Raw genomic sequence first — 25225 nt, 5'->3', positions numbered from 1 at the left:
CTCAGCCGAAGCGGCCGGTGATGTAGTCCTCGGTCTGCTTATTCGCGGGCGAGGTGAACAGGGTGTCGGTGTCGGCGTATTCGATCAGTTCGCCCATGTACATGAAGGCGGTGTAGTCTGATACGCGCGCGGCCTGCTGCATGTTGTGGGTGACGATGACCAGCGTGTAGTCCTTCTTGAGCTCGATCATGAGCTCTTCGATCTTCAGCGTGGCCAGCGGGTCCAGCGCCGAGCAGGGCTCGTCCAGCAGCAGTACCTCGGGATCGATGGCGATGGCGCGGGCGATCACCAGGCGCTGTTGCTGGCCGCCGGACAGGCCGAAGGCGTTCTCGTGCAGGCGGTCCTTGACCTCGTCCCACAGGGCCGCGCGGCGCAGCGACTTTTCCACCACGTCGTCGAGCCGGCGCCGGTTCTTCACGCCCTGCAGGCGCAGGCCGTAGGCCACGTTCTCGTAGATCGACTTGGGGAAGGGGTTGGGTTTCTGGAACACCATGCCCACGCGGCGGCGCAGCTCGGGCACGTCGACATCGGCGCCGTAGATGTCCTCGCCGTCGAGGCGAATGGTGCCCTCGATGCGGGCGGCGTCGATCAGGTCGTTCATGCGGTTGAAGCAGCGCAGGAAGGTGGATTTGCCACAGCCGGACGGGCCGATAAAGGCGGTGATCCGGTTCTTCGGGATGCGGATGTCGATCCCCTTGAGCGCCTGGTCGTCGCCGTAGTACAGCTTCAGGTCTTCTGCGGTCAGGCAGATGTCTTCGCGATCGATGTTCAGGTCGCGCGGGGCCTGCTCCTGGGGCAGGTTGACGGCGTGGGTCCGGGTGTCACTCATTTCGGGTACTCCATGGGGAATGGGGTTCGACACATCGCGTCGGCGCGAAGCGTGCGGCAGCGGTCCGGAAAAGCACCGTCATCGCGAGCGCCGCAGGCGCGTGGCGATCTCCGGGGCGGACGCCGCAGGCGACTGGAGCGAACGTCGGGGTTGCGTCGCGAGGTTGCCGCGGCCCCTGCGGGGCCTCGCAATGACGGGGAAAGCCAGGCGTCATCGCGAGGCGCGCAGCGCCGTGGCGATCTCCGGGGCGGACGCCGCCGCAGGCGACTGGAGCGAACGTCGGGGTTGCGTCGCGAGGTTGCCGCGGCCCCTGCGGGGCCTCGCAATGACGGGGAAAGCCAGGCGTCATCGCGAGGCGCGCAGCGCCGTGGCGATCTCCGGGGCGGACGCCGCAGGCGACTGGAGCGAACGTCGGGGTTGCGTCACGAGGTTGCCGCGGCCCCTGCGGGGCCTCGCAATGACGGTGCCTGAGAGAGACGTTGAACATGGCCCGTCTCAGTCGCTTTCCGCGCGGTATTTCTCGCGCAGATGGTTGCGGATGGAGATGGCGGTCAGGTTAAGGACGACGATCAGCAGCACCAGGATCAGGGCCGTGGCGTACACCAGCGGTCGGCCGGCCTCGACGTTCGGGCTTTTGAAGCCCACGTCGTAGATGTGGTAGCCGAGGTGCATGAAGGCACGGTCCAGGTGCAGATAGGGGAAGGTGCCGTCCACCGGCAGGTTGGGCGCGAGCTTGACCACGCCCACCAGCATCAGCGGTGCGACCTCGCCGGCGGCGCGCGCCACCGCGAGGATCAGGCCGGTCATCATGGCCGGCGCGGACAGCGGCACGATCAGCCGCCACAGGGTCTCGGCCTTGGTGGCGCCCAACGACAGGGAACCGTGGCGTATGCTGCTGCCGATCCGCGTCAGGCCCTCCTCGGTAGAGACGATCACCACCGGCAGGGTCAGCAGGGCGAGCGTCAGCGATGCCCAGATGATCGCCGGCGAGCCGAACGTGGGCGAGGGCAGGGCATCCTGGAAGAAGATCTGGTCGATGTTGCCGCCGATCAGGTACACGAAGAAGCCCAGGCCGAACACCCCGAACACGATCGACGGTACCCCCGCCAGGTTGTTCACCGAGATGCGGATGATGCGCACCAGCGGGCCCTGTTTCGCGTATTCGCGCAGGTAGATCGCGGCGAGCACGCCGAACGGGGTCACCACGATCGACATCAGGATTACCATCAGCACGGTGCCGAAGATCGCCGGGAGAATGCCGCCCTCGGTATTCGCCTCGCGCGGGTAGCCGGTCATGAAGTCCCAGAAGCTGCCGACGTAGTGGCGCAGCTTGGCGGCCGTGCTCATGTCGTTCGGCCACCAGGCGTTCACGATCTGCGACAGTGCGATGGTGGTGCGCTGGCCATCGGCGGTCTCCAGCACGATGGCGTAGCGGGCGACTTCTTCGCGCAGGGCGTTGCGTTCGGATTCCAGCTCGGCGTATTGGGCGTCCAGGGCCGCCTGTTCCTCGTCGAGTTCCTGGTGGCGCTGCGCGCGTTGTTCCTCCGTCAGCGAGGTATCCCGCTCGAGGCCGCGACGGTCGAGCCGCACCCGTTCCATCTGATGGTTGACCTGACCGATCTCGACCCGCTCGATGCGTTCGAGCTGCTGCACCAGATCGCGGGTCTCCCGGATGCGTTGTTCGAAGGCGGTGCGTGCCGCTTCGCCTTCGGCCACGGTCTCGCCGTCCTCGCGGTATTCCCGGATGAAGCCGAAGAAGTCACCCCATTGCAGGCGTTCCAGCACCACGGCGTCGCGCGGGGTGCGGCGTTCGGACATCGCGTCTTCGAGATACCACCGGAAGTCGCGTGAACCCAGGTCGCGGTTGCCGCGCTTGATCAGGTGGCGCACGACGATTTCCTGACCCTCCGGTACCTGAAAGCCGGCTTCCCGCGCGGCTTGGGCGGTCATGGTCTCCGAGCGTGCGAGCTCGCCCATCACCCCCCGGGGCTCGCTGTCATCCGCGGGCTGGTATTCGAACTCGATGACCTCGGACGGCCAGAAGAACGACAGGCCATTCACCGCGATCATGGTGATCAGCCCGAAGACCATCACCAGTGAGGCGGCGATTGCCCCGGCATTCAGCCAGATCCACGGAGTGCCGGACTGGAACCAGTGTTTCATCGTTGTTCCTTACAGGGTGCTGTATTTGTTCCGCAGGCGCTGGCGCACGATCTCGGCGATGGTGTTCACCGTGAAGGTGAGGGCGAACAGGACCAGCGCGGCCAGGAACAGGATGCGGTAATGGGTGCCGCCCACCGCGGTCTCGGGCATCTCCACCGCGATGTTCGCGGAGAGCGTGCGCATGCCCTCGAAGATGTTGAAGTTGACCACCGGCGAGTTGCCGGTCGCCATCAGCACGATCATGGTCTCGCCGACGGCGCGGCCGAAGCCGATCATCACCGCCGAGAAGATCCCCGGGCTGGCGGTCAGCAGCACCACGCGCACCACCGTCTGCCAGGGGGTGGCGCCCAGGGCGAGCGAGCCCTGGGTGAGGTGCTTGGGCACGTTGAAGACCGCATCCTCGGAGATCGAGTAGATGGTCGGGATTACCGCGAAACCCATCGCGATGCCGATCACCAGGGCGTTACGCTGGTCGTAGGTGTAGCCGGCGTCGGTCAGCCACTGGCGGGCATCCCCGTTGAACATCCAGATTTCCAGATGCGGGCTGATGAACACCGCGAACCAGCCCACCAGCAGGATCACCGGGATCAGAATCGCGGCTTCCCAGCCTGCGGGGATCGCACGGCGTACGCCCTCCGGCAGGACCCGCGTCCAGACGAAGGCCATCACCAGCATGGCCAGCGGGAGCAGGATCAGGATGCTGGCTACCGCGGGCAGGTTGGCCTCGATGAACGGGGCCAGCCACAGGCCCGCCAGAAAGCCCAGGATGACGGTTGGCAGGGCCTCCATCAGTTCGATACTGGGCTTGGTCAGGCTGCGCATGCGGCTCGACATGAAATATGCGCTGTAGATCGCCCCCATGATGGCCAGCGGGGTGGCGAACAGCATGGCGTAGAAGGCGGCCTTGACCGTGCCGAGGGTCAGCGGCACCAGCGAGAACTTGGGCTCGAATTCGTCGGTGGCGGATGACGACTGCCACACGTAGTCGCCCCCAGAACGGCCCTCGTACCAGACCTTTTGCCACAGCACGTGGAAGGAGACTTCCGGGTGCGGGTTGGACAGGTCGTTCACGAACCAGGTCTCGGCATCGTCGATCGCAATCAGCATCCGATTGCGCGGGTCGATGTACGCGCGGTAAAGGGGACGGTCGCTGATCGTTTGCTGGAGCAGGGTGCGCTGCGAGGTCGGGTAATGGACCGCCAGGGCGCCCGAGGCATCGGTGGTGGCGAACCCCTTGCGGATGTATTCCGGCTGGGTGTTGGTGACCGCATCGGCATGTTGCGGGAAGTCGCGGACGCGGGTGATGCGGTTCACGTTGTCCTCGTCGCGCACCAGCATGTACTGGGCGACCGAGCCATCCGAGCCCCCGACCACGACGGAGACCGTCCCCAGGATGTATTCCAGCGAGGTCACCTCGGCATCGTCCCCGCGCACCACGCGCTTGCTGTCGATGAGCCGGGCGTTGCGCGGGGTGCTGATGTCAAAGAAATGCAGCCGGCCCCGGTCGTCACCTACCATCAGGTTGCGCCCGGTGATGTCGACCAGGATGCGGGTCGGCGTCGCGCCCTCGGGCAGGGAGGGCAGGTCGTGGGCTGAACGGGTGACCTCGGTCTCGCCGGTCATCATCGAGGTGCGTTCCTCGAAGTTGACCAGCCGCAGGTCGCCGTCCTCGGTGGCTGCGGCCACCCGCACGCCGCTGGAGCCTCGCTGGATGCCGACCACGTCGATGGCCCGGCCCTCGGAGTCCACGTCCAGCAGCGCCGAATCCTCGTCCCCCAGGGGGTACACCAGGCCCGGATCGTATTCGCGACCCTGCGGCGTAAAGCGTTCGTTGTATTCGTATTCGATGGCCAGCACCTGGCCGTTGTCCAGACCGGCCGCGACCAGGCGCGTGCGCGGTTCGGCCATGCTGAAACTGGTGACCCGTACGTCATCCGGGATCGGCAGCGGCTGTTCGCTTACCACCTCGCCGCTGTACGGGCGGAAGAAGACCGCCCGACGGTCTTCGGTCAGACGCACGGCCATTTCGCGATGCCGATTGACCGCCAGGTGGATGGTCCCCGTGTCGGCCCCGCCGGGCGCATCGTAGGCCGCGCGTTCCTCCAGCGAGGCGCCCTGGAACATCGGGAGGGTTTCGCTCAGGAGGTAGACGAACATCAGGGTCAGGGCGCCGATCACGGCCAGACCGAAGAATCCGATCAGGTAGCGGGCCGAGGTGTCCTTGGCGCGGCGCCAGCGCTGGAAGCGGTCGAGAGTGGTGTTCGCGATGGTGCCGGGCATTCGGTTCCCCTGAAATATCGACGGGCGCGTGACGGTCGTTGGCATGGATCCTAAGGGCGGGTTGTGACAGTCCGATGACACTGCGGTGACAGGCATTTGAACGCGCAGCGGCTCGAGGAGAGAGGCATAAACGAAAAAGGCCCGGACAGTGTCCGGGCCCTGATGCCTCCCCATTGCGGGAGGTGCACCGGTTATTCGAGGCCGAGGGCCTCGCGCTGGCGCTTGGCGACCGTCTCGGGCAGCGGGACGAAGCCGTCACGCACGACCACCTCCTGGCCTTCCTGCGACAGCACCATCTTCAGGAACTCCGCCTGGCGCGGGGCGAGGCCGTCTTCCGGGTGGTTGTTGACCGCGACGTAGAGGAAGCGCGACAGCGGGTAGTCGCCGGAAGCGGCGTTCTCGGCAGTCGGCTCGTACAGGGCATCCTCGCTCTCGCCGAGGGCGATGGCGCGGACACCGGAGGTGTTGTACCCGATACCGGAGTAGCCGATGCCGTTGAAGGACTCGGCAACACCCTGGACGACCGAGGCGGAACCCGGCTGTTCGTTCACGGCATTCTTGAAGTCACCGTCGCACAGGGCGTGCTGGCGGAAGTACCCGTAGGTGCCGGAGACCGCGTTACGCCCGTAGATGGTGATGTCGCGGTTGGCCCAGGAGCCTTCCAGGCCGAGCTGGCCCCAGCGGTTGATGTCCTCGGCACCGCCGCAGCGGCGGGTGGACGAGAACGCCGCGTCCACCTGTTCGATCGACATCCCCTTGATCGGGTTGTCGCGGTTCACGAACACGGCGATGGAGTCGATGGCCACCGGCACCAGGGTCATCTCGTAGCCGTGGCGCTCTTCAAACGAGGCCTGCTCGCTGTCACGCGGCTGGCGGGACATCGGGCCGAAGTCGGCGGTGCCCTCGGTCAGGGCGGGCGGGGCGGTGGAGGTGCCGGCACCCTGGATCTGGATGTTCACGTTGGGGTAGAAGTCCTGGAACTCCTCGGCCCACAGTGCCATCAGGTTGTTCAGGGTGTCCGAGCCTTCGCTGGACAGGTTGCCGGAGATGCCGCTGACGGTCTGGTAGGCCGGCAGGTCCGGGTCAACATCGGCCATCGCCGGTGTGACGGCAAGGGCGGCGGCCGCGGCGGCGGCCAGAACGGTACGCTTGAACAGCATGGGTCACTCCCTCGTGCTTGCTTGACGGTGCGTCGGACCGGTGGGTCCTTGATGCCGGATTATCGGGAGCCATGCTTGCAGTTTGGTGACGGCAACGTGACAGAAGCATGACAGGGGGCTGTAACGGGATTGTCATCGGCGCTTCATACAGTGCACCCATGAAAGCTGATCGTCCCCTTCGCGTCTGGCCCCTGGCCGCCCGTGTCCTGGTTCGTCCGGGACCGGTGCTGCGCTCGCTCGCCGCTCACGGTCCGCTGCCTTCGTGGCAGGCCGTGTTCCTGCGTTTCTCGCTGCCCCTGGTGCTGACCAGCGTCATCCTCAGTCAATGGCTTTACGGGCTGATGCCACCCGCGCTGCCCCCGGAGTCCGTTCCGGATCCGGTGGGCTTCGGCGTCTACAGCGTGCTGGCCATGACGGTGGGGGTCGCGGGGCTGACCCTGTCGGCTCACTATCTGGTGGAGCTGTTCCAGGGGCCGGCGGGTCCCGAGCGGGCCGCCATGGCCGTGACCCTGGGGCTGGTCCCGGCATGGCTGGGCAACGTGGTCGCGGCGTTCCCCTGGCCCTGGGGCAACGGCCTCGCGCTGGCCCTGATCCTGTACAGCCTTGCGCTGCTGTATGTGGCACTGCGCGAACTGCTGGGACTGAAACCCGGCAACCGGATCGGCCTGTGGGCGGCCACGCTGTTCTCCGGGGCGTTCATCACGCTGGTCTTTGGCTGGGCGTTGATGGACCTGATCCCCGGGGCTGCCCCGGAGCTGCGTCTCGGCACGACCTGGTTGATCTGAGTTCAGTTTTCGCAGCGCCGCACCGCATGCGGCGGGAAATGGCAACTGAAGCGGCTGCCGACGCCCAGTTCGCTGTCGATCTGCAGCTGTCCCTGGTGGCGCAGCAGCACATGCTTGACGATGGCCAGGCCCAGGCCGGTGCCGCCGCGATCCTGGCTGCGGGCGTCATCCACGCGGTAGAAACGCTCGGTCAGCCTCTCCAGATGGTGGCTGGCGATGCCGGGACCGTTGTCGTCCACGGCGAGGGTGGCGCCGCCGTCGTCGGTTGCGGACCAGCTCAGGGTGACCCGGGTGCCTGCCGGAGTGTACTTGATCGCATTGAACAGCAGGTTGGCAAAGGCCGATCGCAACTCGGTCTCGGTGCCGAGGATCTCCAGATCGGGCGCGGCATCCAGTGCCAGGTGGTGGCCGCGGTCGCCGGACAGCAGTTCGGCCTCGTCGATCAGATTGCGCAGCATCTTGGTCGGATTGAACCAGGTCTGCTCGCCCTGTTCCGACCCGGTCTCCAGGCGCGAGAGCATCAGCAGGTCGTCCACCAGCAGTTTCATGCGCTCGGACTGTTCGCGCAGCAAGCGTACCGAATCCATCAGTTCCGGCTGGTCGACCAGTTCGTCCTCGAGGGTTTCGGCCACGCCGTAGAGTACGGTCAGCGGGGTGCGCAGTTCATGGGACACGTTGGCGATGAAATCCCGGCGCATCACTTCCAGACGGTGCAGGTGCGTGGTGTCGCGCGCCAGCAGCAGGTACTGGTGCTCGCCGTAGGGCACCAGACGGATCTCCAGCCGCCGGTTCGCATCCAGCGGCGACGGCATGTTGAGGCTCTCCTGCGGCGGGCTGGCGGGGTCCATGAAACGCAGGAAATCCGGATGGCGCACCAGGTGGGTAATGCGGCGGCCCTCGTCGGCCGGCCATTCCAGATCCAGCAGGCGCGCGGCGGTGGGGTTCGCCCATTCGATCCGGTGCTCGGGGTTGAGGACCACCACCGCGTCGGGAAGGGCGCTGGCCGAGTCGCGGTAGCGTTCCAGCGTGCGCCGCAGACCGGCCACCCGGCGCAGTCGCCGCTGGCGGCGCTGGTGCAGGTTGGTGAAGATCTCGCCCCATATGCCGCGGGCATCCGGGGGCTCGCTGCGGCCGCCGCGACGGGCCCAGTTTTCCAGACGGTAGAGCTGCAGGAGGTTCCAGCCCAGCGCGGCGGTCAGCAGGCCCGTCGCGGTGATCCACGGGTAGCCGAGGGCCCATCCGGTGCCGAGAATGATCAGGCCGGCGAGCAGGTTGCGGGCAATAACCCGTGGCCAGGGATTGAAGGGGGGCTGCAAGGGGCGGATCCGGTCAGGGCTGGTCGGAGAAACGGTAACCGGAGCCCCGCACCGTCTGCACCAGGTCGTCGTGTCCGGTTTCGGCCAGCGCCTTGCGCAGGCGACGGATGTGGACATCCACGGTGCGTTCCTCCACGTAGACGTTGGTGCCCCAGACCTTGTCCAGCAGCAGCTCGCGGGTGAAGACCCGGTCGGGGTGGGTCATGAAGAAATGCAGCAGGTTGTATTCGGTGGGGCCAAGGCTGACCGGTTGCCCGTTGCCGCTGACCCGGTGCGAGACCGGATCGAGCGCCAGACCGCGGACCTCCACCGGCTCCTCCGAGCTGGTGGGCGTGGTGCGCCGGAGCACGGCCTTGATCCGCGCCACCAGCTCGCGCGGCGAAAACGGTTTGACGATGTAGTCATCGGCGCCGACGTCCAGCCCGCGGACGCGGTCTTCCTCCTCGCCGCGCGCGGTCAGCATGATCACCGGAATGTCCTTGGTGACGGGGCTGGCCTTGAGTTCCCGGGCCCAGTCGAGCCCGCTGATGTCCGGCAGCATCCAGTCCAGCAGGACCAGATCGGGCGGGTCCTGGAGCAGGTCGGTGCGCGCGCTGCGGACGTCGCCTGCCTCGCGCAGATCGTAGCCGGCCCGGTTGAGGGGCAGGCGGAGCATCTCGCGAATGGCGAGGTCATCCTCCACAAGCAGGATCGAAACAGCCATGTCGGCCTCCGGTTGCGTGATGACCGCATTGCATAACAGGCGTGTTACAGACGTGTGAACACGGCATCATGCGACGGGAATCCTGCTCGCCGTCATTGGCGCCCGTCCTCGCCGTGAGTGGCGGTGATGCGCGCGCGCATGCGGCGCAGGGCATACCACACCCCGCCGACCACCACCGGGACGGTGGCACCGATGGCGATGTTGACCGGGATCGGGAGCGTGCCGGCTTCGTCCATCCCGCGCAGGAAATAGGCCAGCAGGCTGGTCAGGTAGTAGGAGATCACCACCACCGACAGTCCCTCGACGGTCTCCTGCAGGCGCAGCTGCAGATGGGCCCGCCGGTTCATGGAGCGCAGCAGGTCGCGGTTCTGGTTTTCCACGGCGACGTCCACCCGGGTGCGCAGCATGGAGGTGGTCCGGTGAATCCGGGTCGCGAGGTTGTTGAGCCGTTCGTCCTGCGAGCGGCAGGTGCGCATGGCCGGGTCCAGGCGCCGGCCGAGGTATTCGCACAGGGTCTGCAGGCCCGGGATACGCACCGGGCGCAGTTCCTCGGCGCGCTTGTCCACCATGGAGGCGTAGGCGCGTGCGGCGTGGAAGCGAGTCGCCGTGTGGCTGCCCATGCGCTCGACATCGGCGGCCAGATCGGACAACGCGGCCAGCAGCCGCTGTTCGCGGTCGGTGCCGCCGAAGCGATCGGAGATGCCGGCCATCTCGTCGTTGATGTCGTTGAGGCGGCCCTCCAGTTCGTTGAGCTCGGGCATCAGCTCGCGGGCCAGCGGCAGGGCGAGCAGGGCCATCAGGCGATAGGTCTCCAGCTCGAGTACGCGCTGCACCAGGCGCCCGGCCTGACGGGGTGACAGATCCACGTCGCGGACCAGGAAACGCTCGAAGCCGTCCTCGCGTACCCGGAAATCGGTGAACACCCGGCCATCGCCTCCGGAGACCCCGTTGCCGGCGAACGAATAGGGCGCGAACAGCTCCCCCAGATCCCGCATGCTGCGCACGGGGGCCTCGCGCGGTTCCAGCTCCAGGTGGATGGCGGCAATGGTCTCCCCCGGCAGGCCGGTCAGCCAGTCGATGGGCACCCGATGAATGGCGGGATGGGTAAACGGTTCCTGCCGGGGTTCGTTCACAACGAAGAACGCCCAGGTGGAGAATTCGTTGTGGCGTTCCCAGCGCAGGCGGAACTCGTCCAGGTCCACGGCCACGAAGTTCTCGCCGTTCAGCGGGGGCTCGATTCCGTACCGCCGGCACAGGTCGGCCACACATTCGCGTTCCCGGTCGATGGCTTCGCGCGGGCTCAGCAGGGTCAGCCAGGACACCCGCGCCGGCGGCTCCAGCGGTTCGTAAAAACGGGTGTGGACCTCCTCCTGGATGGACTCGCGCAGGGGGTGGTTGCCGGGCAGCAGCGGGTTGGTTTGCATGTCAGTAGCCGGGTGATGGTTCGGAGTCGGGATCGGGTCGGGGTGGACGTTCAGCTACCGCGTCCCCGTCGGCGCGGCCGCAGACTGTGCCACAGGACCACCGCCATATCGCGCGCGCCCAGGCGGGGGCGGGCGAAGGCATCGTTCTCCTGGCGCAGGCGCCAGAGCACGCGCGCGCCGCCATTGACGATGGCACGGATCTCGAGACCGAGCCGCCCGCGCAGGGTTCCGCCCAGGGGGGCGCCGGCGCGCAGCAGGCGGTCGGCGCGGGCGTACTGGAACTGCATCAGGTTCTGCAGGGGCAGGGTGTTGAGCCGCTCGCGCAGCATCACCTCGGTCACGCCGTAGCGGGCCATCTCGTCCTGCGGGAGATAGATGCGGTCGTTCTCGCGGATGTCCTGGTGCAGGTCCTGATAGAAGTTGATCAGCTGGAGCGCGGTGCAGATGGCATCTGACTGGCCCAGCATGGCGTCGTCGGGGTCGCCCTGCAGGTGCAGGATCAGCCGGCCGACGGGGTTGGCCGAACGCCGGCAGTATTCCATGACCTCGCCGATGTCCGCATAGCGGGTCTTTTCCAGGTCCTGGATGAACGCGTCCGCGAGGTCGACGAAGGGTTCAACGGGCAGGTCGAAGCGCTTCTTCGCATCCGCGAGCGCGATCCATTCGGGGGTGCTCTCCGCAGCCGGGTCGTCCAGTGCCCGAACGTGCTCCTGCATCGCCTGCAGATCGGCGCGGCGGGCCTCGACCGGGCGCGAATCCTCGTCGGCGAGATCGTCGGCGTCGCGCGCATAGCAGTAGATCGCGGCCACCGGGTCGCGCATCTTGCGTGGCAGCAGGCGCGAGGCGACGGGGAAGTTCTCGTAGTGCGACCGGGCACGCAGGCGGCAATGCCGATAGGCAGCGGCGATGTCGGGGCGGGCCATGTCAGCTCCAGTCGGGGGTCTTGGTGCACCCATTATGCCGGTTTTGTCCTGTGTGGGAGGCCGGCCCTCCGGCCGATGGGACGGGCGGCGGGCGATCGTCGAGGGGCTCGGCTCCTGCAAGGCGGGGCCCGTGACTCAGCCGGCTGCGCGGGTGAACGTCTCGCGCCAGCCCCAGAAGTCGCCGGGATGGTCCAGTATACCGTCGGCGCCCCAGCCGTCGGTGTCCTGAGCGGCGTCTATGTAGCCCCAGGCGGCGATCAGCGTGCTCATGCCGGCGGCACGGCCGGCGGCGATGTCGCGCTCGGCATCGCCCCAGTAGCAGTGGTGTGCGGGCTCGAGCCCGGTCTGGCGGGCGGCCAGCCACATGGGATCGGGGTCCGGCTTGCGCCGATTGAGGCTGTCGCCGGAGACGATCGCGCTCATGCGCGGGGCGAGGCCCAGGGCCTCCAGCAGCGGTTCGGTCAGCCACGCGGGCTTGTTGGTGACCACGCCCCAGTGCCAGCCGCGCGCCTCGATCTCGTTCAGCAGGACATCCATGCCGGGGAACAGCCCGGTCGCGATGCACAGGTCGCGCGCATAGATCTCCAGATAGCGCTTCTTCAGAGCCTCGGTCCGGTCTTCCGGCGCGTCGGGGAAGGCCAGGGTGACCAGGGCATGCGAGCCGTGTGATACATGGTTGCGCACGGCATCGAAGGGCAGGGGCGCGCGGTCGTTCTCGGCCAGCAGCCGGTTGAGCGCGGCGTGCATGTCGGGTGCGGTGTCGAGGAGGGTCCCGTCCAGATCGAACAGGACCGCGCCCGGTTCGTGGCTCATGCGCGTGCGGCCATCAGGTAGTTGACGTCGGTGTTCGGGGTCAGACGGTAGCGTCCGGACAGCGGCGACCACGTGAGCCCGGTCAGGTAGGCCACCTCCACGTGATGCCGGCGCAGTTGCGCGGCCAGTTCCGACGGACGAATGAAACGGCCGTACTCGTGGGTACCGGCCGGCAGCAGGCGCATCACGTATTCGGCGCCCACGATGGCCTCGGCAAACGCGCGCGGCGTGCGGTTGATGGTGGAGAGGAAGATCCAGCCGCCGGGACGGACCAGCCGGCACAGGGCGTCGATCACGTTCTCCGGGTCCGGCACGTGTTCCAGCATTTCCATGCAGGTCACCACGTCGTATTCGCCCGGGTGTTTTTCCGCGTGCTCCTCGGCCGTTACGTGCAGGTAGCGCACGGAAACACCGCTGTCGTGGGCGTGTTCGCGCGCGACTTCCAGGTGTTCGGCTCCGGCGTCCAGTCCGGTGACCTCGGCGCCGCGCACGGCCATCGCTTCGGACAGGATCCCGGCGCCACAGCCGACATCCAGCACCTTCTTGCCGGCCAGGTCGGCGTGGCCGTCGATCCATTCCAGGCGCAGGGGGTTGATCGCGTGGAGGGTGGCGAAGGCCCCGTTGGGGTCCCACCATTCGTGCGCGCGATCCGTGAATTTGTGGATCTCGGCCGGATCGACGTTGGAGTGCGTCTGGGTCATGGGCAGTTCAGCTCTCGCAGGCTTGCAGGGTCTCGGCCACGCGGCCCTGCCACCGAACGGCGCTGGCGTGGATGGCCTCAAGGTCCAGCGTAAGCAGTTCGCGGTCGGCGAGCAACGCCCGGCCGTCGACCCACACGTCGCGCACGGCCTCGCGGGTGGCGGCATAGACGATGCGTGCGTGCGGATCGTGTTCGGGCTGCAGCTCCGGGGAGGTCAGGTCGAGGCTGATCAGATCGGCGCGCTTGCCCGCTTCCAGCGAGCCGATCTCGTGGTCCAGCCCCAGGGCGCGAGCGCTGCCCAGGGTCGCCATCTCCAGCACACGCTCGGCCGGCAGCGCGGCCGCATCGCCGCTCACGCCCTTGGCCAGCAGGGCCGCGGTGCGCATCTCGCCGATCATGTCGAGGTCGTTGTTGGAGGCGGTCCCGTCGGTGCCCAGCGCGAGGTTGATCCCGGCCTCGTCCAGGCGCGCCACCGGGCAGAAGCCGGACGCCAGCTTGAGGTTGGATTCCGGACAGTGCGTGATCGACACCGGCCGGTTCTCCAGCAGGGCCAGGTCTTCGTCGCTGACCTGGGTCATGTGCACCGCCATGAACGGCTGGTCCAGCAGACCGAGGCGGGCGAGGCGGGCCAGCGGGCGTTCACCGCCGTTGCTCACCGCCTCTTCCACCTCGCCGGCGGTCTCGTGCACGTGGGTGTGCACCGGCACGCCCAGCTCCCGGGCACGCTCGCCCACCCGCTGCATGCTTTCGTCACCCACGGTGTAGGGCGCGTGGGGGGCGACGGTGAAGCGGATGCGGGAGTGATCGCCCCAGGTGTCCACGACCTCGCGCCCGCGCTGGAAGTATTCGTCCGGGGTCTGCGCCCAGGGGGTGGGGAAATCGAACACCGTCAGGCCCATCACCCCGCGGATCCCGCTGGCATCCACCGCGGCGGCCGCGTCCCCCACGAACAGATACATGTCGGAGAAGCAGGTGGTGCCGCCGCGCAGCATCTCCGCGGCAGCCAGACGGGTGCCGTCGTAGACGAACTCCGGCGAAAGCAGCCGGCCTTCCACCGGCCATACGTAGCGCTTCAGCCACTCCATCAGCGGCTGGTCGCTGCCGATGCCGCGCAACAGGGTCATCCCGGCGTGGGTGTGGGCGTTCACCAGCCCCGGCATCAGGGCGTGCCCCTCGCGATGTTCGTGGCGGGCCTCGGGATGCTCGGCGAGGGCCTGCTCGCGGGGCCTTACGGCCAGGATCGCACCGTCGCGAACGACTACCGCATGGTCTTCCAGGACGGCCCCCCGTGGAACCACGGGCAGCACCCAGGAGGCGCTCAGGATCAGCGTGGCTGCTTCGGACATCGGTACTCCGAGATGACGGTTTGAAGATCGGGTTTCGGAATCCGCGCATGGTAAGGAAACGTGGATCAATGTACACGTTCGCGGTCCGGCCGAGGGACCGCTCCGATACTCGGAAAGGATGGGGCCGGAACTGTGGAACATGCCCGCACCGAGCTGTATCCTTGCGGCTTTCAGAGATCGCCAAACCCGGGTGCAGTTGCCAATGATCGCAGTAGGAAGCTGGAAAACCGCGGTGCCTCTCGTGGTCGCCGTCGCCCTGTCGGGCTGCGGGTTTGCGCCGGGTGGTTTCATTCAGGAGCGCGCCGAGAGCGAACCACTGCACGACATGGTGGAAGTGAAGCCGATCACCCGCGGTCTGGTTCGTCAGGAGGCCGAGGATCCCGTCCAGCCGGATCTGGAACAGGCACGCGAGGAGCTCGAGGCGGATGACACGCGGTACGACTACCGGATCGGTCGCGGCGACGTGCTCAGCATCATCGTTTATGACCATCCCGAACTGACGATCCCGGCCGGTTCGGAACGCTCGGCGGCCGAATCCGGCAATACGGTGCATTCCGACGGGACCATCTTCTATCCGTTCGTCGGCCGTGTGGAGGTCGAGGGTCGAACGGTAGCCGAAGTGCGGGACATCCTCGCGGAAGAACTCGCCGCGGTCATCAATGATCCGCAGGTAGAAGTGCTGGTGGCGGATTACCGCTCGCAGCAGGTACACGTGACCGGCGAGGTGCGCGAACCGGGGCGCCAGCCGGTGACCAACGTTCCGCTGACGGTGCTGGACGCGATCAACGATGCCGGTGGACTGACCGAGGAGGCGAACTGGCACAACGTACGTCTGACACGCGATGGTGAAGAAGTGCCGCTGTCGATGTACGCGATGCTGAGCGAGGGCGATCTGTCCGAGAACCGCGTGCTCCGGGATGGCGACGTGCTGCACGTGCCGGACACCACAGACCAGAAGGCGTATGTGCTGGGCGAGGTGGGCGAACCGCGCAGTATCCCGATGGGACGCGGACGGATCTCGCTGACCGACGCACTTACCGATTCCGGTGGCTTCAACGAGGCGACGGCGGATGCCAGCGGCATCTTTGTGGTCCGTCAGGCGCCGCCGGACAGTGACCTGCTGGCGACGGTTTACCAGCTGGACGCCCGGGATGCCACGGCCCTGGTGCTGGGGACGGAGTTCGAGCTCGAACCCATGGATATCGTCTATGTGACGACGACACCCCTGGGGCGCTGGAACCGTGTGATCAATCAGTTGCTGCCGACTGTTAACGCTGTTTATCGTGCCTCCCAGGCGACGCGCGACGTGCGCGAGCTGCGCGACGACTTCTGACCGGGCAGGGTGGAACGGATGTTTGAACGGATCCTGGTGGTATGTACGGGCAACATCTGTCGCAGTCCGGTGGCCGAGGCGATGCTGCGCCGGCATGCCCCGGAGCGCACCATTGGCTCGGCCGGTCTGGGCGCGCTGGTCGGCGAGGGTGTCGCGCCGCAGGCCCGGGCACTGGCGGAGGCCGATGGCCTGGACGTGTCCGGTCACCAGGCCCGGCAACTGACCACCGGCATGCTCGAGCAATCGGATCTGGTGCTGGTGATGAGCGACGGGCAGCGCCAGGCAATCGGTCGCAACCACCCCCGTGCCCTGGGCAAGACCATGCGTTTCGGCCACTGGCTGGATGACGGTCGCGGGCGCGATATTCCCGATCCCTATGGCAAGAGCGACGAGGCATTTCGGCAAGTGCACGCGCTGCTGACCGAAGCCGCACAGAGCTGGGCGGAGCGACTGGGCTGATCTCCCGGCCGCGCCACGACAGGAACAGGTAACCCATGACGCAGACCCCCGCTTCCCCGCCGCCGGCGGATGACGAGATCGACCTTGGCCGGCTGCTCGGACTGCTGCTCGATCACAAGTGGTGGATCGTCGGCATCACGTTCCTGTTCATGCTGGGCGGTGGGGCGTATGCGACCCTGTCGACGCCGGTTTACCAGGCGGATGCGCTGGTCCAGGTGGAGGATACCGGCGGTGTCAGTGCGCCACTGAACGACATGCGCGAGATGCTGGGGCGCGAGCCGCGTGCGTCGGCGGAGCTGGAGATCCTGCGTTCGCGCATGGTGCTGGGTCAGGCGGTGGATCGCGAGCGCCTGGACCTGATCGTGCGTCCGGTGCGCCTGCCGGTGATCGGAGATTTTCTGGTCCGCCAGGACTGGGACCGGAGCCGGGCCGCCATGTTGGGCGGCGTCGCCGAGCGCTATGCGTGGTCCGGAGAATCGCTGACGGTGGGCGATCTGCGGGTCACGCCCGCGATGGAAGGGGAAACCCTGACACTGCAGGTCACCGGCGAGGATCAGTTCCGCCTGTCCCACGACGATCGGGTCCTCGGAGAAGGCCGAACCGGGGAGGAGGCGAGCTTCCTCGACGGGCAGATCATCCTGTTTGTGGAGGACATCTCGGCCGGGGCCGGGGCCCGCTTCGAACTCCAGCGCCGCGCTCGGCTGGCCGCGATACGCGATCTGCGCAACCGTTTCCAGGCCACGGAACAGGGCAATGAGAGCGGTGTCTTCAGCCTGACGTTCACCCATACCGATTCGGAACAGGCTCGGCGCGCCCTGAACGCGATCAGTGACATCTATCGCCGCCAGAATGTCGAACGGCAGGCCGCGGAGGCGGAACAGAGTCTGGAGTTCCTGGAAGAACAGGTACCCCAGGTGCGAGCACGGCTGCGGGAAGCGGAAGACGCCCTGAACGAGTATCAGGTGGAGCAGGAAAGCGTCGACATGTCGATGGAGACGCAGGCGGTCCTCGATCGGCTGGTGGACCTGGAGCGCCAGATCACCGAGCTGGAATTCGAGGAGGCGGAGATCTCCCGTCGGTACACGCAGAACCATCCGACCTACGTCACCCTGCTGGAAAAGCGCGAGCAACTGGAGAACGAGCGCCGGGAACTGCAGCAGGAGATCGGTGGGCTGCCGGAAACCCAGCAGCAGGTGCTCCGCCTGCAGCGCGATGTCGAAGTGAACCAGGAAGTCTATGTCCAGCTGCTCAATCGCATGCAGGAGATGGACATCACGCGAGCCAGCACGGTGGGGAATGTTCGCATCCTGGACGATGCCGCCGTTCTGCCGTCACCGGTGGAGCCACAGCGGGGGCTGATCGTGGCGCTGGCGACGGTCCTTGGCGGCATGCTTTCGGTGGCGCTGGTGCTGCTGCGCGGGATGCTCAACCGGGGCGTTGAATCACAGGAGCAGATCGAGGAACTGGATCTACCGGTCTATGCGACCGTACCGCTGTCGGACGTGCAGCAGAAACTCGTCAAGCGGCTGCGGCGGCGGCGTGATCTGAAAAGCGGGCGTCGACGCGGGGCCACCGGGGAAGAAGGGGTCGTGACGGGGGTGCTGGCCTCGTATTCCCCGACGGACGGGGCCATCGAGGCGCTGCGTGGGCTGCGCAGCAGCCTGCATTTCGCGATGCTCGAGGCGGCGGACAACCGGCTGGTAATCACCGGTCCGAGTCCGGGTGTCGGCAAGAGTTTCATCTCGGTGAATCTGGCGGCCGTGTGTGCGCAGGCAGGCCAGAAGGTCCTGGTGGTCGACGCCGACATGCGCAAGGGCCACGTCCACCATGCTTTCGGCGAGGGCAGCGCGGGCGGGCTGTCCGATCTGTTGTCGGAGAAGCTGACGCCGGGAGAAGCCATCCGGGAGACCGATATCGAGGGGCTGGACTACATGGCCAGGGGCTCGGCACCCCCGAATCCCGCCGAGCTGCTGATGAACGAGCGTTTTACCCGGTTCCTCGATCAGGCGAGCGGGCAGTACGACCTGGTGCTGATCGATACGCCGCCGATCCTCGCGGTGACGGACGCCTCCGTGGTGGCGCGCCACTGCTCGACCACCCTGATGGTGGTGCGTTTCCAGCTCAACCCGCCGCGCGAGATCGAGGCGGCGCGGCGTCGTCTGGAGAGTGCGGGCGTGGAGACGCGGGGTGCGATCCTGAATTCCATGGAAGCCACCGCCAGTGCCAGTTACGGCTACGGCTACTACCACTACTCGTACAAGTAACGGAAGCCCCGGTTCACCCGGCGGGACGATATTCGGGAACGATCTCCCGCAGACATGCGCGGGTCGCCGCGGCATCCATGGCCTGGTCGGCGCGTTCCAGAGCCTCCAGTGCCTCGCTCAGGGCATCCGCCGGTGCCCGGTCTTCGCGGGCCTGCATGATGCGGGGGTGGCGCGTGCTCTCCACGTTGTCGCCAATGAGCAGTTCTTCGTAGAGCTTTTCGCCCGGGCGCAGCCCGGTGAACTGGATGGCAATGCCGTCGGGCGGGTTGCCGTTGTCATCCCGGACCTGGCGGCCGTGCAGGCGGATCATGCGTCGGGCGAGATCCTGGATTCGTACGGGCTCGCCCATGTCCAGAACAAAGACCTCACCGCCGCCGGCCATGGTGCCGGCCTGGATCACCAGCTCGGCGGCCTCCGGGATGGACATGAAGTAGCGCGTGATCTCGGGGTGGGTCACCGTGACGGGGCCGCCCTCCCGGATCTGGCGATGGAACAGGGGCACTACGGAACCTGACGATCCGAGGACGTTGCCAAAGCGCACCATGGAGAACAGGGTAGCCGGGGCGCCGGCTGCCCGGTCCTGCAGGATCATTTCCGCCAGCCGCTTGCTCGCGCCCATGACGTTGGTGGGGCGCACGGCCTTGTCGGTACTGATGAGGATGAATCGTTCCACGCCGGCCGCGATCGCGGCGTCGGCCAGCACCCGCGTGCCGAGGACATTGTTGCGCACTCCCTCGACGGCATTCTCCTCGACGATGGGTACGTGCTTGTAGGCGGCCGCATGGTAAAGGGTCTGGATTCGGTGCCGGTCGAGGACGGATTCCACCCGCCGGGGCAGGGTGACCGACCCCAGAACGGCATGGATCGGGCAGTCCACGCGGAGCTCGTCGCGCAGGGCCTGCATCTCCTGTTCGATACGGTAGAGCGCGAATTCGTTGCGTTCGAACAGGACGAGTTCGGCCGGTCCCTGGCGGAGGATGCGCCGGCACAGCTCCGAGCCGATGGAGCCGCCGGCACCGGTGACCATTACGCGGCGATCCACAATGCTGCATTGCAGCAGGTCCGGCTGAGGCGGGATCGGGTCGCGTCCCAGGAGATCCGCCACGTCGATATCCTCGAGCTGGTCCAGGCGTGCCTGGCCGGAGACGACGGCCTCCATGGAGGGTACCGACTGCACGTGCAGTGGATAGGGCTCCAGGCGCTCCAGGATGGCCTTGCGCGCCGAGCGCGAGGCCGAAGGAACGGCCAGCAGGATGCGCCGGATGCCGTACTGGTGCATCAGCGTGCCGATCATCCGCGGGGGGTGGACCCGAATGCCGTTGATCGCCTGCCCCTGCAGGGCGGGGTTGTCGTCGATGAAGGCGACGATGCGGAACTGCCCGGTGGTGCCGAGGCCGGCCGCGAGCTGCATCCCGGCGGCACCGGCGCCATAGACCAGTACGGGTTCCGCGTGGCGGCGCAGTTCGTTCACGTTCTGGTACCAGCTGCGCACGAGAAAACGGCTGCCGCCCACGTAGATGAAGGCCAGGAGGGCGAAGGCCACCGGGACCAGGCGAGGGAAGTCGTCCAGCCGCCCAATCGCCGCGGCCGCCCAGAGGAATCCGGCGAGCAGGACGACCCCGGTGGCCACGGACCATACCGCGCGGGTGCCCATGAAACGAACCACGGCACGGTAGAGGCCCAGCCGGGCGAAGATGAACACACCGACCACCGGCAGCAGTGGAAACAGCCACCAGGCATTGATCAGGGCTTCGGGCAGGGGTTCGGCCAGCCGGAGGGCGAAGGCCGTCCACAGGGCGAGCGGGAGCATGACCACATCGGCCGCGACCATCAGCCAGCGCTTGGTTCGGCGCGGCAGGTTGACGAGGGAGCCCAGCCAGCGGGTGCGGTGGTCGCCCGGTTGATCCTTGGGGTTGCCCATTCTTCCCTGGTCCCGGCGCGGGGTGCGCGCCTTACGCGGAGCCGATGTAAAAAAAGGGCCGCGAGGGCCCTTTTTTGCCGAATTCCGGCGTTGCCCCCTCTGCGGGCGCCGGAATACCCCCTGAAATCTGGCGGAGAGGGAGGGATTACTCGCCACGCTGTGGCTCGCCCTCCGGGCCATCGCCTGCGGCGATGTTCGGGTGCCGCGGTGCGGCACCCGTCGAACCCGGTTTGCTCGATTCCTCGGGTTCGAAATCCCTCGTCCGACCGGGATTTACATGGAACCAGGGGCCCGGTTGCCCCTGGTTCAAGAATCTGGCGGAGAGGGAGGGATTCGAACCCTCGATACGGGGTTACCGTATACACACTTTCCAGGCGTGCGCCTTCGACCGCTCGGCCACCTCTCCGTAAGCTGCGAAAGGTTAAACGACATCGGCGCCTTGTGCAATCGACGAAACCGCGCGCTCCCGAAGGGAGGCCCCCGCCGGAGTGTGCCGGCATTACTCGTTGATCTGCATCACGAAATCGCCATGTGCGGACGCTACACTCGAACTGTCCGCTTTCTGCGGTGGTGGTCGCCGGCAGGGTCTCTGTCCCGGTCCGGGCACCGTTGAGTGGTGTATGTCGCGTGTTGGCCCCTTCAGGACGAAGGGGCCTTTTTTGTGTCCCCTTCCTGTGTGGGCGTTTTGCGACGCAGGCGGCGTTACGCGTCACGCTGTAGCCATGGTCCGTGTCCGGACGGAATAACCGATGTCGGGCCGACGTCTTTTGGTTCACCAGGGCGTCTGTCGGCGTGATCCGGCAGACGGCTTTCTTCATTCAGGTCCTAACACTCAGGAGTGGTATATGAACCTCACGCGGAGGGAATTCCTCGAAGTCATGGTGGCCGCCAGCGCGGCCGGCCTCGCCACCAATGCCTGGGCGGGCGAGAGCATCGACTGGCAGCGCGCGCCGTCGGATTTCTACGACATTTCTCCGTTCGGGAACGTGTCTCTGCTGCACTACACCGACTGCCACGCGCAGCTGCGCCCGGTCTATTTCCGTGAGCCGGACGTGAACATCGGCGTGGGGGACATGCAGGGCAAGCCGCCGGTGCTGGCCGGCGAGGCGCTGCTCGACCATTTCGGGGTGGAAAAGGGCACGCCCGAGGCGCATGCGCTGACCTTCCTCGATTTCGCCGAGGCGGCCGAGAAATACGGTCGGGTCGGCGGCTTCTCGCATCTGTCGACGCTGGTGAAGCGCCTGCGTGCGGACCGGCCGAACTCCCTGCTGCTGGACGGTGGCGACACCTGGCAGGGTTCGGCGACCTCGCTGTGGACCGGCGGGCAGGACATGGTCGACGCGCAGAAGCTGCTGGGCGTGGACGTGATGACCGGTCACTGGGAATTCACCTTCGGTGACGAGCGCGTCAAGGAAGTCATCGAGAACGACTTCAAGCCCAACGGCATCGACTTCGTCGCGCAGAACGTCGAGGATCGCGACTGGGGTGACCGGATCTTCGAGCCCTACACCATCCGCGAGATGAACGGCGTCCCGGTGGCCGTGATCGGGCAGGCCTTCCCGTACACCTCGGTGGCCAATCCGGATTACATGTTCCCGGAATGGTCGTTCGGCATCCGTGACGACAAGATGCAGCAGATGATCGACGAGGTGCGTCAGAAGGGCGCGAAGGTCGTGGCGATCCTGTCGCACAACGGCATGGTGACGGACATCGAAATGGCCCGCCGGCTGCGTGACGTCGACGTGATCATGGGCGGCCACACTCACGACGCGATCCCGGGTGCGCTGGAGATCGAGAACGCCGCGGGCGAGCGCACGCTGGTGACCAACGCCGGTTCCAACGGCAAGTTCCTGGGTGTGCTGGACCTGGATGTGAACGACAGCGGCATCAAGGACTACCGCTTCAAGATGCTGCCGGTGTTCGCCAACATGCTGGACGCGGATCCGGAGATGGAGGCGCACATCGAAGAGGTGCGCAAGCCGTTCGAGGACCAGCTGCGGGAAGAACTGGCGGTGACCGACGACGTCCTCTACCGCCGCGGCAACTTCAACGGTACCTTCGACGAGGTCATCGTCCAGGCGATGATGGAAGAGATGGACGCCGAAGTCGCGCTGTCGCCGGGTTTCCGCTGGGGCGTGAGCGTGCTGCCGGGCCAGCCGATCACTTTCGAAGAGCTGATGACCCAGACCGCGACGACGTACTCCGAGACCACGCGCAACGAGATGACCGGCGCGGACCTCAAGCACGCGATGGAAGACGTGGCCAACTCGATCTTCAACGAAGACCCGTATCGTCATCGCGGCGGCGACATGGTGCGCACCGGTGGTGTCCGCTACACCATCGACCCACACAAGCCGATGGGCCAGCGCATCACCGACATGGAGATCAATGGCGAACCCATGGATCCGGAGCGGCGCTATGTCGTGGCGGGCTGGGCCGACGTGCATCAGCGGCATGACACGCCCCCGGTCTGGGAAGTGGTGGGTAACTGGCTGCGCAACCAGGATACGGTCAACGTGGGCGAGCCCTACCTGCCGAAGCTGAAGAACGTGGAGGGCGATCCCGGCCTGGCTCGCTAAGGCCGCCGCATGCCCCGGATCCTCGCGATCCGGAGCCGGATCGTGAAGGGCCGTCCCGCGAGGGGCGGCCTTTTTTGTTGCCCTTGAGAGGCCCCGGGTGAGAGGCCCCGGGAACGCTCTCGGGGTGGCTTCGGAGTAACCTTGGTGGGAGCGTGCTTGTACGCGAACGACGCGGGGTGTCGATTGGCGCCGCGATTCGCGGCCGGGGCCGCTCCACAGGGCGCCTCAGGGGCGCGTAATTACTTGGGGAGAATCATGGAAGAACTGCTTTTTTATTGCCGGGCGGGGTTCGAAAAGGACCTGGCCGGCGACCTGGCCGCGGAAGCCGCGCGGGAAGGCCTGGCCGTCTATCCACGGTTCGCTGAAGGGGCGGCCTTCGTCCGCTTGTTGCCGGCCGATGGCGATCCGGCACCGCTGCGCGACGCGTTTTCCCTGGATGAGCGGATCTTCGCGCGCCAGCGCCTCCCGGCGCTGCATCCGATGGAGGGCCTGTCACGCGAAGATCGGGTGAGCCCGGTCGTGGAACGGGTCCGGGCGAGTGGCTGGTCGTTCGAGGCCATCTGGCACGAGACACCGGATACCAATGAGGGCAAGGAGCTTCGACGCCTGGGAAAGGCACTGGAGCGCCCGCTGGATTCGGCACTGCGCAAGGCCGGCGCGCTGCGCGGGCAGGGCGAGGCGCAGGGTCGTCGTCTGCATTGTTTCTGGACTGCCGGCGACCGTGTGCAGCTGGGTCTGGCCGCGCCGGAGAGCAGCAGCGACCGTCCGGGGGGCATCCTGCGGCTGAAGGCCCCGCGCGCAGCGCCCAGCCGTTCCGCACTGAAACTCGAGGAAGCCTGGTTCCACTTCCTGACTCCCGAGGAGCGCGAACAGCGACTGGCGGAGGGCATGACGGCGGTGGACCTGGGGGCGGCGCCGGGGGGCTGGACCTGGCAGCTGGTGCGGCACGGCCTGCATGTCCAGGCCGTGGATAACGGTCCGATGGATGCCGACCTGATGGCCGGGGGACAGGTGGAGCATATCCGCGAGGATGCGTTCACCTGGATGCCCCCGCGTCCGGTGCACTGGCTGGTGTGCGACATCGTGGACCGGCCCGGACGCGTCGCGGACCGCATAGGCGACTGGCTGGAGGCGGGATGGGCCGAAGAGGCGATCTTTAACCTCAAGCTCCCGATGAAGAAGCGCTACGAGACCGTGCGGGAATGTCTTGATCGGCTGGAGGGCCGGCTGGCCGGGCACGGATTTCGCGTGCACGCCCGCCAGCTGTATCACGATCGCGAGGAAATCACCGTGCATGCCCGTCCGGCCGGTGGTGCGGCCGGCTGAAGAAAACCGGGTTATTCGCCCTGCACGGTCACGGTGATACGCCGGTCGTGTCCGGCGTAACGGTGTTCCCAGAGGAAGACCCCCTGCCAGGTGCCCAGAGCGGGGCGGCCGCGGGTCACCGGTAGAGTCAGGTCATTGTGGGTCAGCATGGCCCGGGCATGGGCGGCCATGTCGTCGTCGCCTTCCATGTCGTGGCGGTAGGCGGGGTCGCCGTCCGGGGCCAGCCGGGCCAGGATCGTCTCCAGATCGCGGCGGACGTCCGGGTCGGCGTTCTCGGTGATCAGCAGCGAGGCACTGGTGTGGTGCTGGAAGACGTGGCAGGTGCCGGTGGTGATGCCCGAACGACGGATGATGTCGCGCACGGCATCGGTGACGGCGATGCTGCCGCGGCCCCGCGTGGTGATCGTCAGATCTTCCTGGTAAACGCTCATAAGTAACAAAAAAAGGCGCCCTCAGGCGCCTGATTGTCTTCAGAATGTGGTGGAGGCGGCGGGAATCGAACCCGCGTCCGCAGGCCCTCCGCCCTCGGCTCTACATGCTTATCCTGTCTTTGCGTTTAACCAGCCGCTACCCGACAGGCAGGGAAGACGTCTGGCGATCCCGGTTGAGTTTTAACGGATCCGCGCCGGGCACGCTTCACCGCGAGCTTGTGAGAGTCGACGCCCGATACTGGACGCACAAGCACGGCTCCAGTCGGACGGCACCCTACCGGGTTTTAAGCGGCGAGTGCGTAGTTGTCGTCGTTGGCAACTATTTTTTTGCAGTGATTTTTACGAGGCTCACTACATCCTCGGCATGCACCTCAGGTTTCGCGACCCGCGTCGAATCCAGGTCGCCCCCTTTGCAACTACTGGGACAGGGTACCGCAGTCGGAGTTCCCGTGCACCTCCAACATTCTCCC

At 66.7% G+C, this 25225-nt stretch carries 19 protein-coding genes, 1 tRNA gene and 1 other RNA gene; 6 read left to right on the top strand and 15 right to left on the bottom strand.

Features of this window, described 5'->3' with window-relative positions; all coding sequences use genetic code 11:
* Position 1: 1 nt before the first annotated feature.
* From pstB to F573_RS0107990, 4 genes are all read right to left on the bottom strand, one after another.
* Positions 2-829 carry a phosphate ABC transporter ATP-binding protein PstB gene (gene pstB / locus F573_RS0108005; RefSeq protein WP_018869558.1) on the bottom strand — a complete coding sequence of 276 codons (828 nt, stop codon included), beginning with the start codon at positions 827-829 and terminating at the stop codon, positions 2-4.
* Positions 830-1324: 495 nt separating this feature from the next.
* Positions 1325-2992 (bottom strand): phosphate ABC transporter permease PstA, encoded by a 1668-nt coding sequence (gene pstA, locus F573_RS0108000; RefSeq protein ID WP_019022134.1) that lies wholly within the window; start codon positions 2990-2992, stop codon positions 1325-1327.
* A 9-nt stretch (positions 2993-3001) separates the two neighbouring features.
* Entirely contained in the window at positions 3002-5272 is a 2271-nt protein-coding gene (locus F573_RS0107995; RefSeq protein ID WP_018869556.1) for an ABC transporter permease subunit, read from the bottom strand.
* Between the two features lie 191 nt (positions 5273-5463).
* A complete protein-coding gene (locus F573_RS0107990; protein WP_019022133.1) occupies positions 5464-6432 on the bottom strand; it encodes a PstS family phosphate ABC transporter substrate-binding protein in 969 nt (322 codons plus the stop codon).
* Between the two features lie 158 nt (positions 6433-6590).
* Here F573_RS0107990 and F573_RS0107985 point away from each other — a divergent pair, with 158 nt between their 5' ends.
* Positions 6591-7217: a YIP1 family protein gene (locus F573_RS0107985; protein ID WP_019022132.1), complete on the top strand. Its 627-nt coding sequence runs from the start codon at positions 6591-6593 to the stop codon at positions 7215-7217.
* A gap of 2 nt (positions 7218-7219) precedes the next feature.
* On the opposite strand, the gene phoR is transcribed toward F573_RS0107985, so the two are convergent.
* The 7 genes from phoR to F573_RS0107950 form a co-directional block, all read right to left on the bottom strand.
* Positions 7220-8533: a phosphate regulon sensor histidine kinase PhoR gene (phoR, locus tag F573_RS0107980; protein ID WP_019022131.1), complete on the bottom strand. Its 1314-nt coding sequence runs from the start codon at positions 8531-8533 to the stop codon at positions 7220-7222.
* Between the two features lie 13 nt (positions 8534-8546).
* Complete coding sequence (phoB, locus tag F573_RS0107975) at positions 8547-9236, bottom strand: phosphate regulon transcriptional regulator PhoB (protein ID WP_019022130.1); 690 nt, start codon at positions 9234-9236, stop codon at positions 8547-8549.
* A gap of 92 nt (positions 9237-9328) precedes the next feature.
* Positions 9329-10660: a DUF3422 family protein gene (locus F573_RS0107970; protein WP_019022129.1), complete on the bottom strand. Its 1332-nt coding sequence runs from the start codon at positions 10658-10660 to the stop codon at positions 9329-9331.
* Between the two features lie 50 nt (positions 10661-10710).
* A complete protein-coding gene (hpnC, locus tag F573_RS0107965; RefSeq protein ID WP_019022128.1) occupies positions 10711-11583 on the bottom strand; it encodes a squalene synthase HpnC in 873 nt (290 codons plus the stop codon).
* Between the two features lie 135 nt (positions 11584-11718).
* Complete coding sequence (gene gph / locus F573_RS0107960) at positions 11719-12396, bottom strand: phosphoglycolate phosphatase (RefSeq protein WP_019022127.1); 678 nt, start codon at positions 12394-12396, stop codon at positions 11719-11721.
* A complete protein-coding gene (gene ubiG, locus F573_RS0107955) occupies positions 12393-13097 on the bottom strand; it encodes a bifunctional 2-polyprenyl-6-hydroxyphenol methylase/3-demethylubiquinol 3-O-methyltransferase UbiG (RefSeq protein ID WP_019022126.1) in 705 nt (234 codons plus the stop codon). Before ubiG ends, gph begins: the two co-directional genes overlap by 4 nt.
* Positions 13098-13104: 7 nt before the next feature.
* On the bottom strand, positions 13105-14442 hold the full coding sequence (locus F573_RS0107950) for a TRZ/ATZ family hydrolase (RefSeq protein ID WP_019022125.1): 1338 nt from the start codon (positions 14440-14442) through the stop codon (positions 13105-13107).
* A 202-nt stretch (positions 14443-14644) separates the two neighbouring features.
* On the opposite strand from F573_RS0107950, the gene F573_RS0107945 reads away from it, so the two are divergent.
* The 3 genes from F573_RS0107945 to F573_RS0107935 are packed head-to-tail and all read left to right on the top strand — an operon-like array spanning position 14645 to position 18498.
* Positions 14645-15775 carry a polysaccharide export protein gene (locus F573_RS0107945; protein WP_026300855.1) on the top strand — a complete coding sequence of 377 codons (1131 nt, stop codon included), beginning with the start codon at positions 14645-14647 and terminating at the stop codon, positions 15773-15775.
* An 18-nt stretch (positions 15776-15793) separates the two neighbouring features.
* Positions 15794-16234 carry a low molecular weight protein-tyrosine-phosphatase gene (locus F573_RS0107940; protein ID WP_019022123.1) on the top strand — a complete coding sequence of 147 codons (441 nt, stop codon included), beginning with the start codon at positions 15794-15796 and terminating at the stop codon, positions 16232-16234.
* A gap of 35 nt (positions 16235-16269) precedes the next feature.
* Entirely contained in the window at positions 16270-18498 is a 2229-nt protein-coding gene (locus F573_RS0107935; RefSeq protein ID WP_019022122.1) for a polysaccharide biosynthesis tyrosine autokinase, read from the top strand.
* 13 nt (positions 18499-18511) lie between these two features.
* Here the strand turns inward: F573_RS0107935 and F573_RS0107930 are convergent, their stop codons facing one another.
* The gene (locus F573_RS0107930) at positions 18512-20419 is read right to left on the bottom strand and encodes a nucleoside-diphosphate sugar epimerase/dehydratase (RefSeq protein ID WP_019022121.1); all 1908 of its coding nucleotides are present in this window, start codon (positions 20417-20419) and stop codon (positions 18512-18514) included.
* A 315-nt stretch (positions 20420-20734) separates the two neighbouring features.
* Positions 20735-20825 (bottom strand) — tRNA-Ser (locus tag F573_RS0107925).
* A 439-nt stretch (positions 20826-21264) separates the two neighbouring features.
* Between F573_RS0107925 and soxB the strand changes: the two genes are divergently transcribed.
* Positions 21265-22998, top strand: a complete 1734-nt coding sequence (soxB, locus tag F573_RS0107920) for a thiosulfohydrolase SoxB (protein ID WP_019022120.1) — start codon at positions 21265-21267, stop codon at positions 22996-22998.
* 255 nt (positions 22999-23253) lie between these two features.
* Entirely contained in the window at positions 23254-24324 is a 1071-nt protein-coding gene (gene rlmM / locus F573_RS0107915; protein WP_019022119.1) for a 23S rRNA (cytidine(2498)-2'-O)-methyltransferase RlmM, read from the top strand.
* A gap of 11 nt (positions 24325-24335) precedes the next feature.
* Here the strand turns inward: rlmM and F573_RS0107910 are convergent, their stop codons facing one another.
* Positions 24336-24755, bottom strand: coding sequence for a secondary thiamine-phosphate synthase enzyme YjbQ (locus F573_RS0107910; protein WP_018869540.1), 420 nt, complete (start codon positions 24753-24755; stop codon positions 24336-24338).
* Positions 24756-24802: 47 nt separating this feature from the next.
* Positions 24803-25164, bottom strand: a transfer-messenger RNA (tmRNA) gene (ssrA, locus tag F573_RS14850).
* Between the last annotated feature and the right edge of the window lie 61 nt (positions 25165-25225).

It is taken from the genome of Thioalkalivibrio sp. ALE23, assembly GCF_000378545.1.
Taxonomy (GTDB): domain Bacteria; phylum Pseudomonadota; class Gammaproteobacteria; order Ectothiorhodospirales; family Ectothiorhodospiraceae; genus Thioalkalivibrio.
The sequence above is the reverse complement of the archived record's forward strand: the minus strand, read 5'-3'. Positions and strand labels throughout refer to the sequence as shown.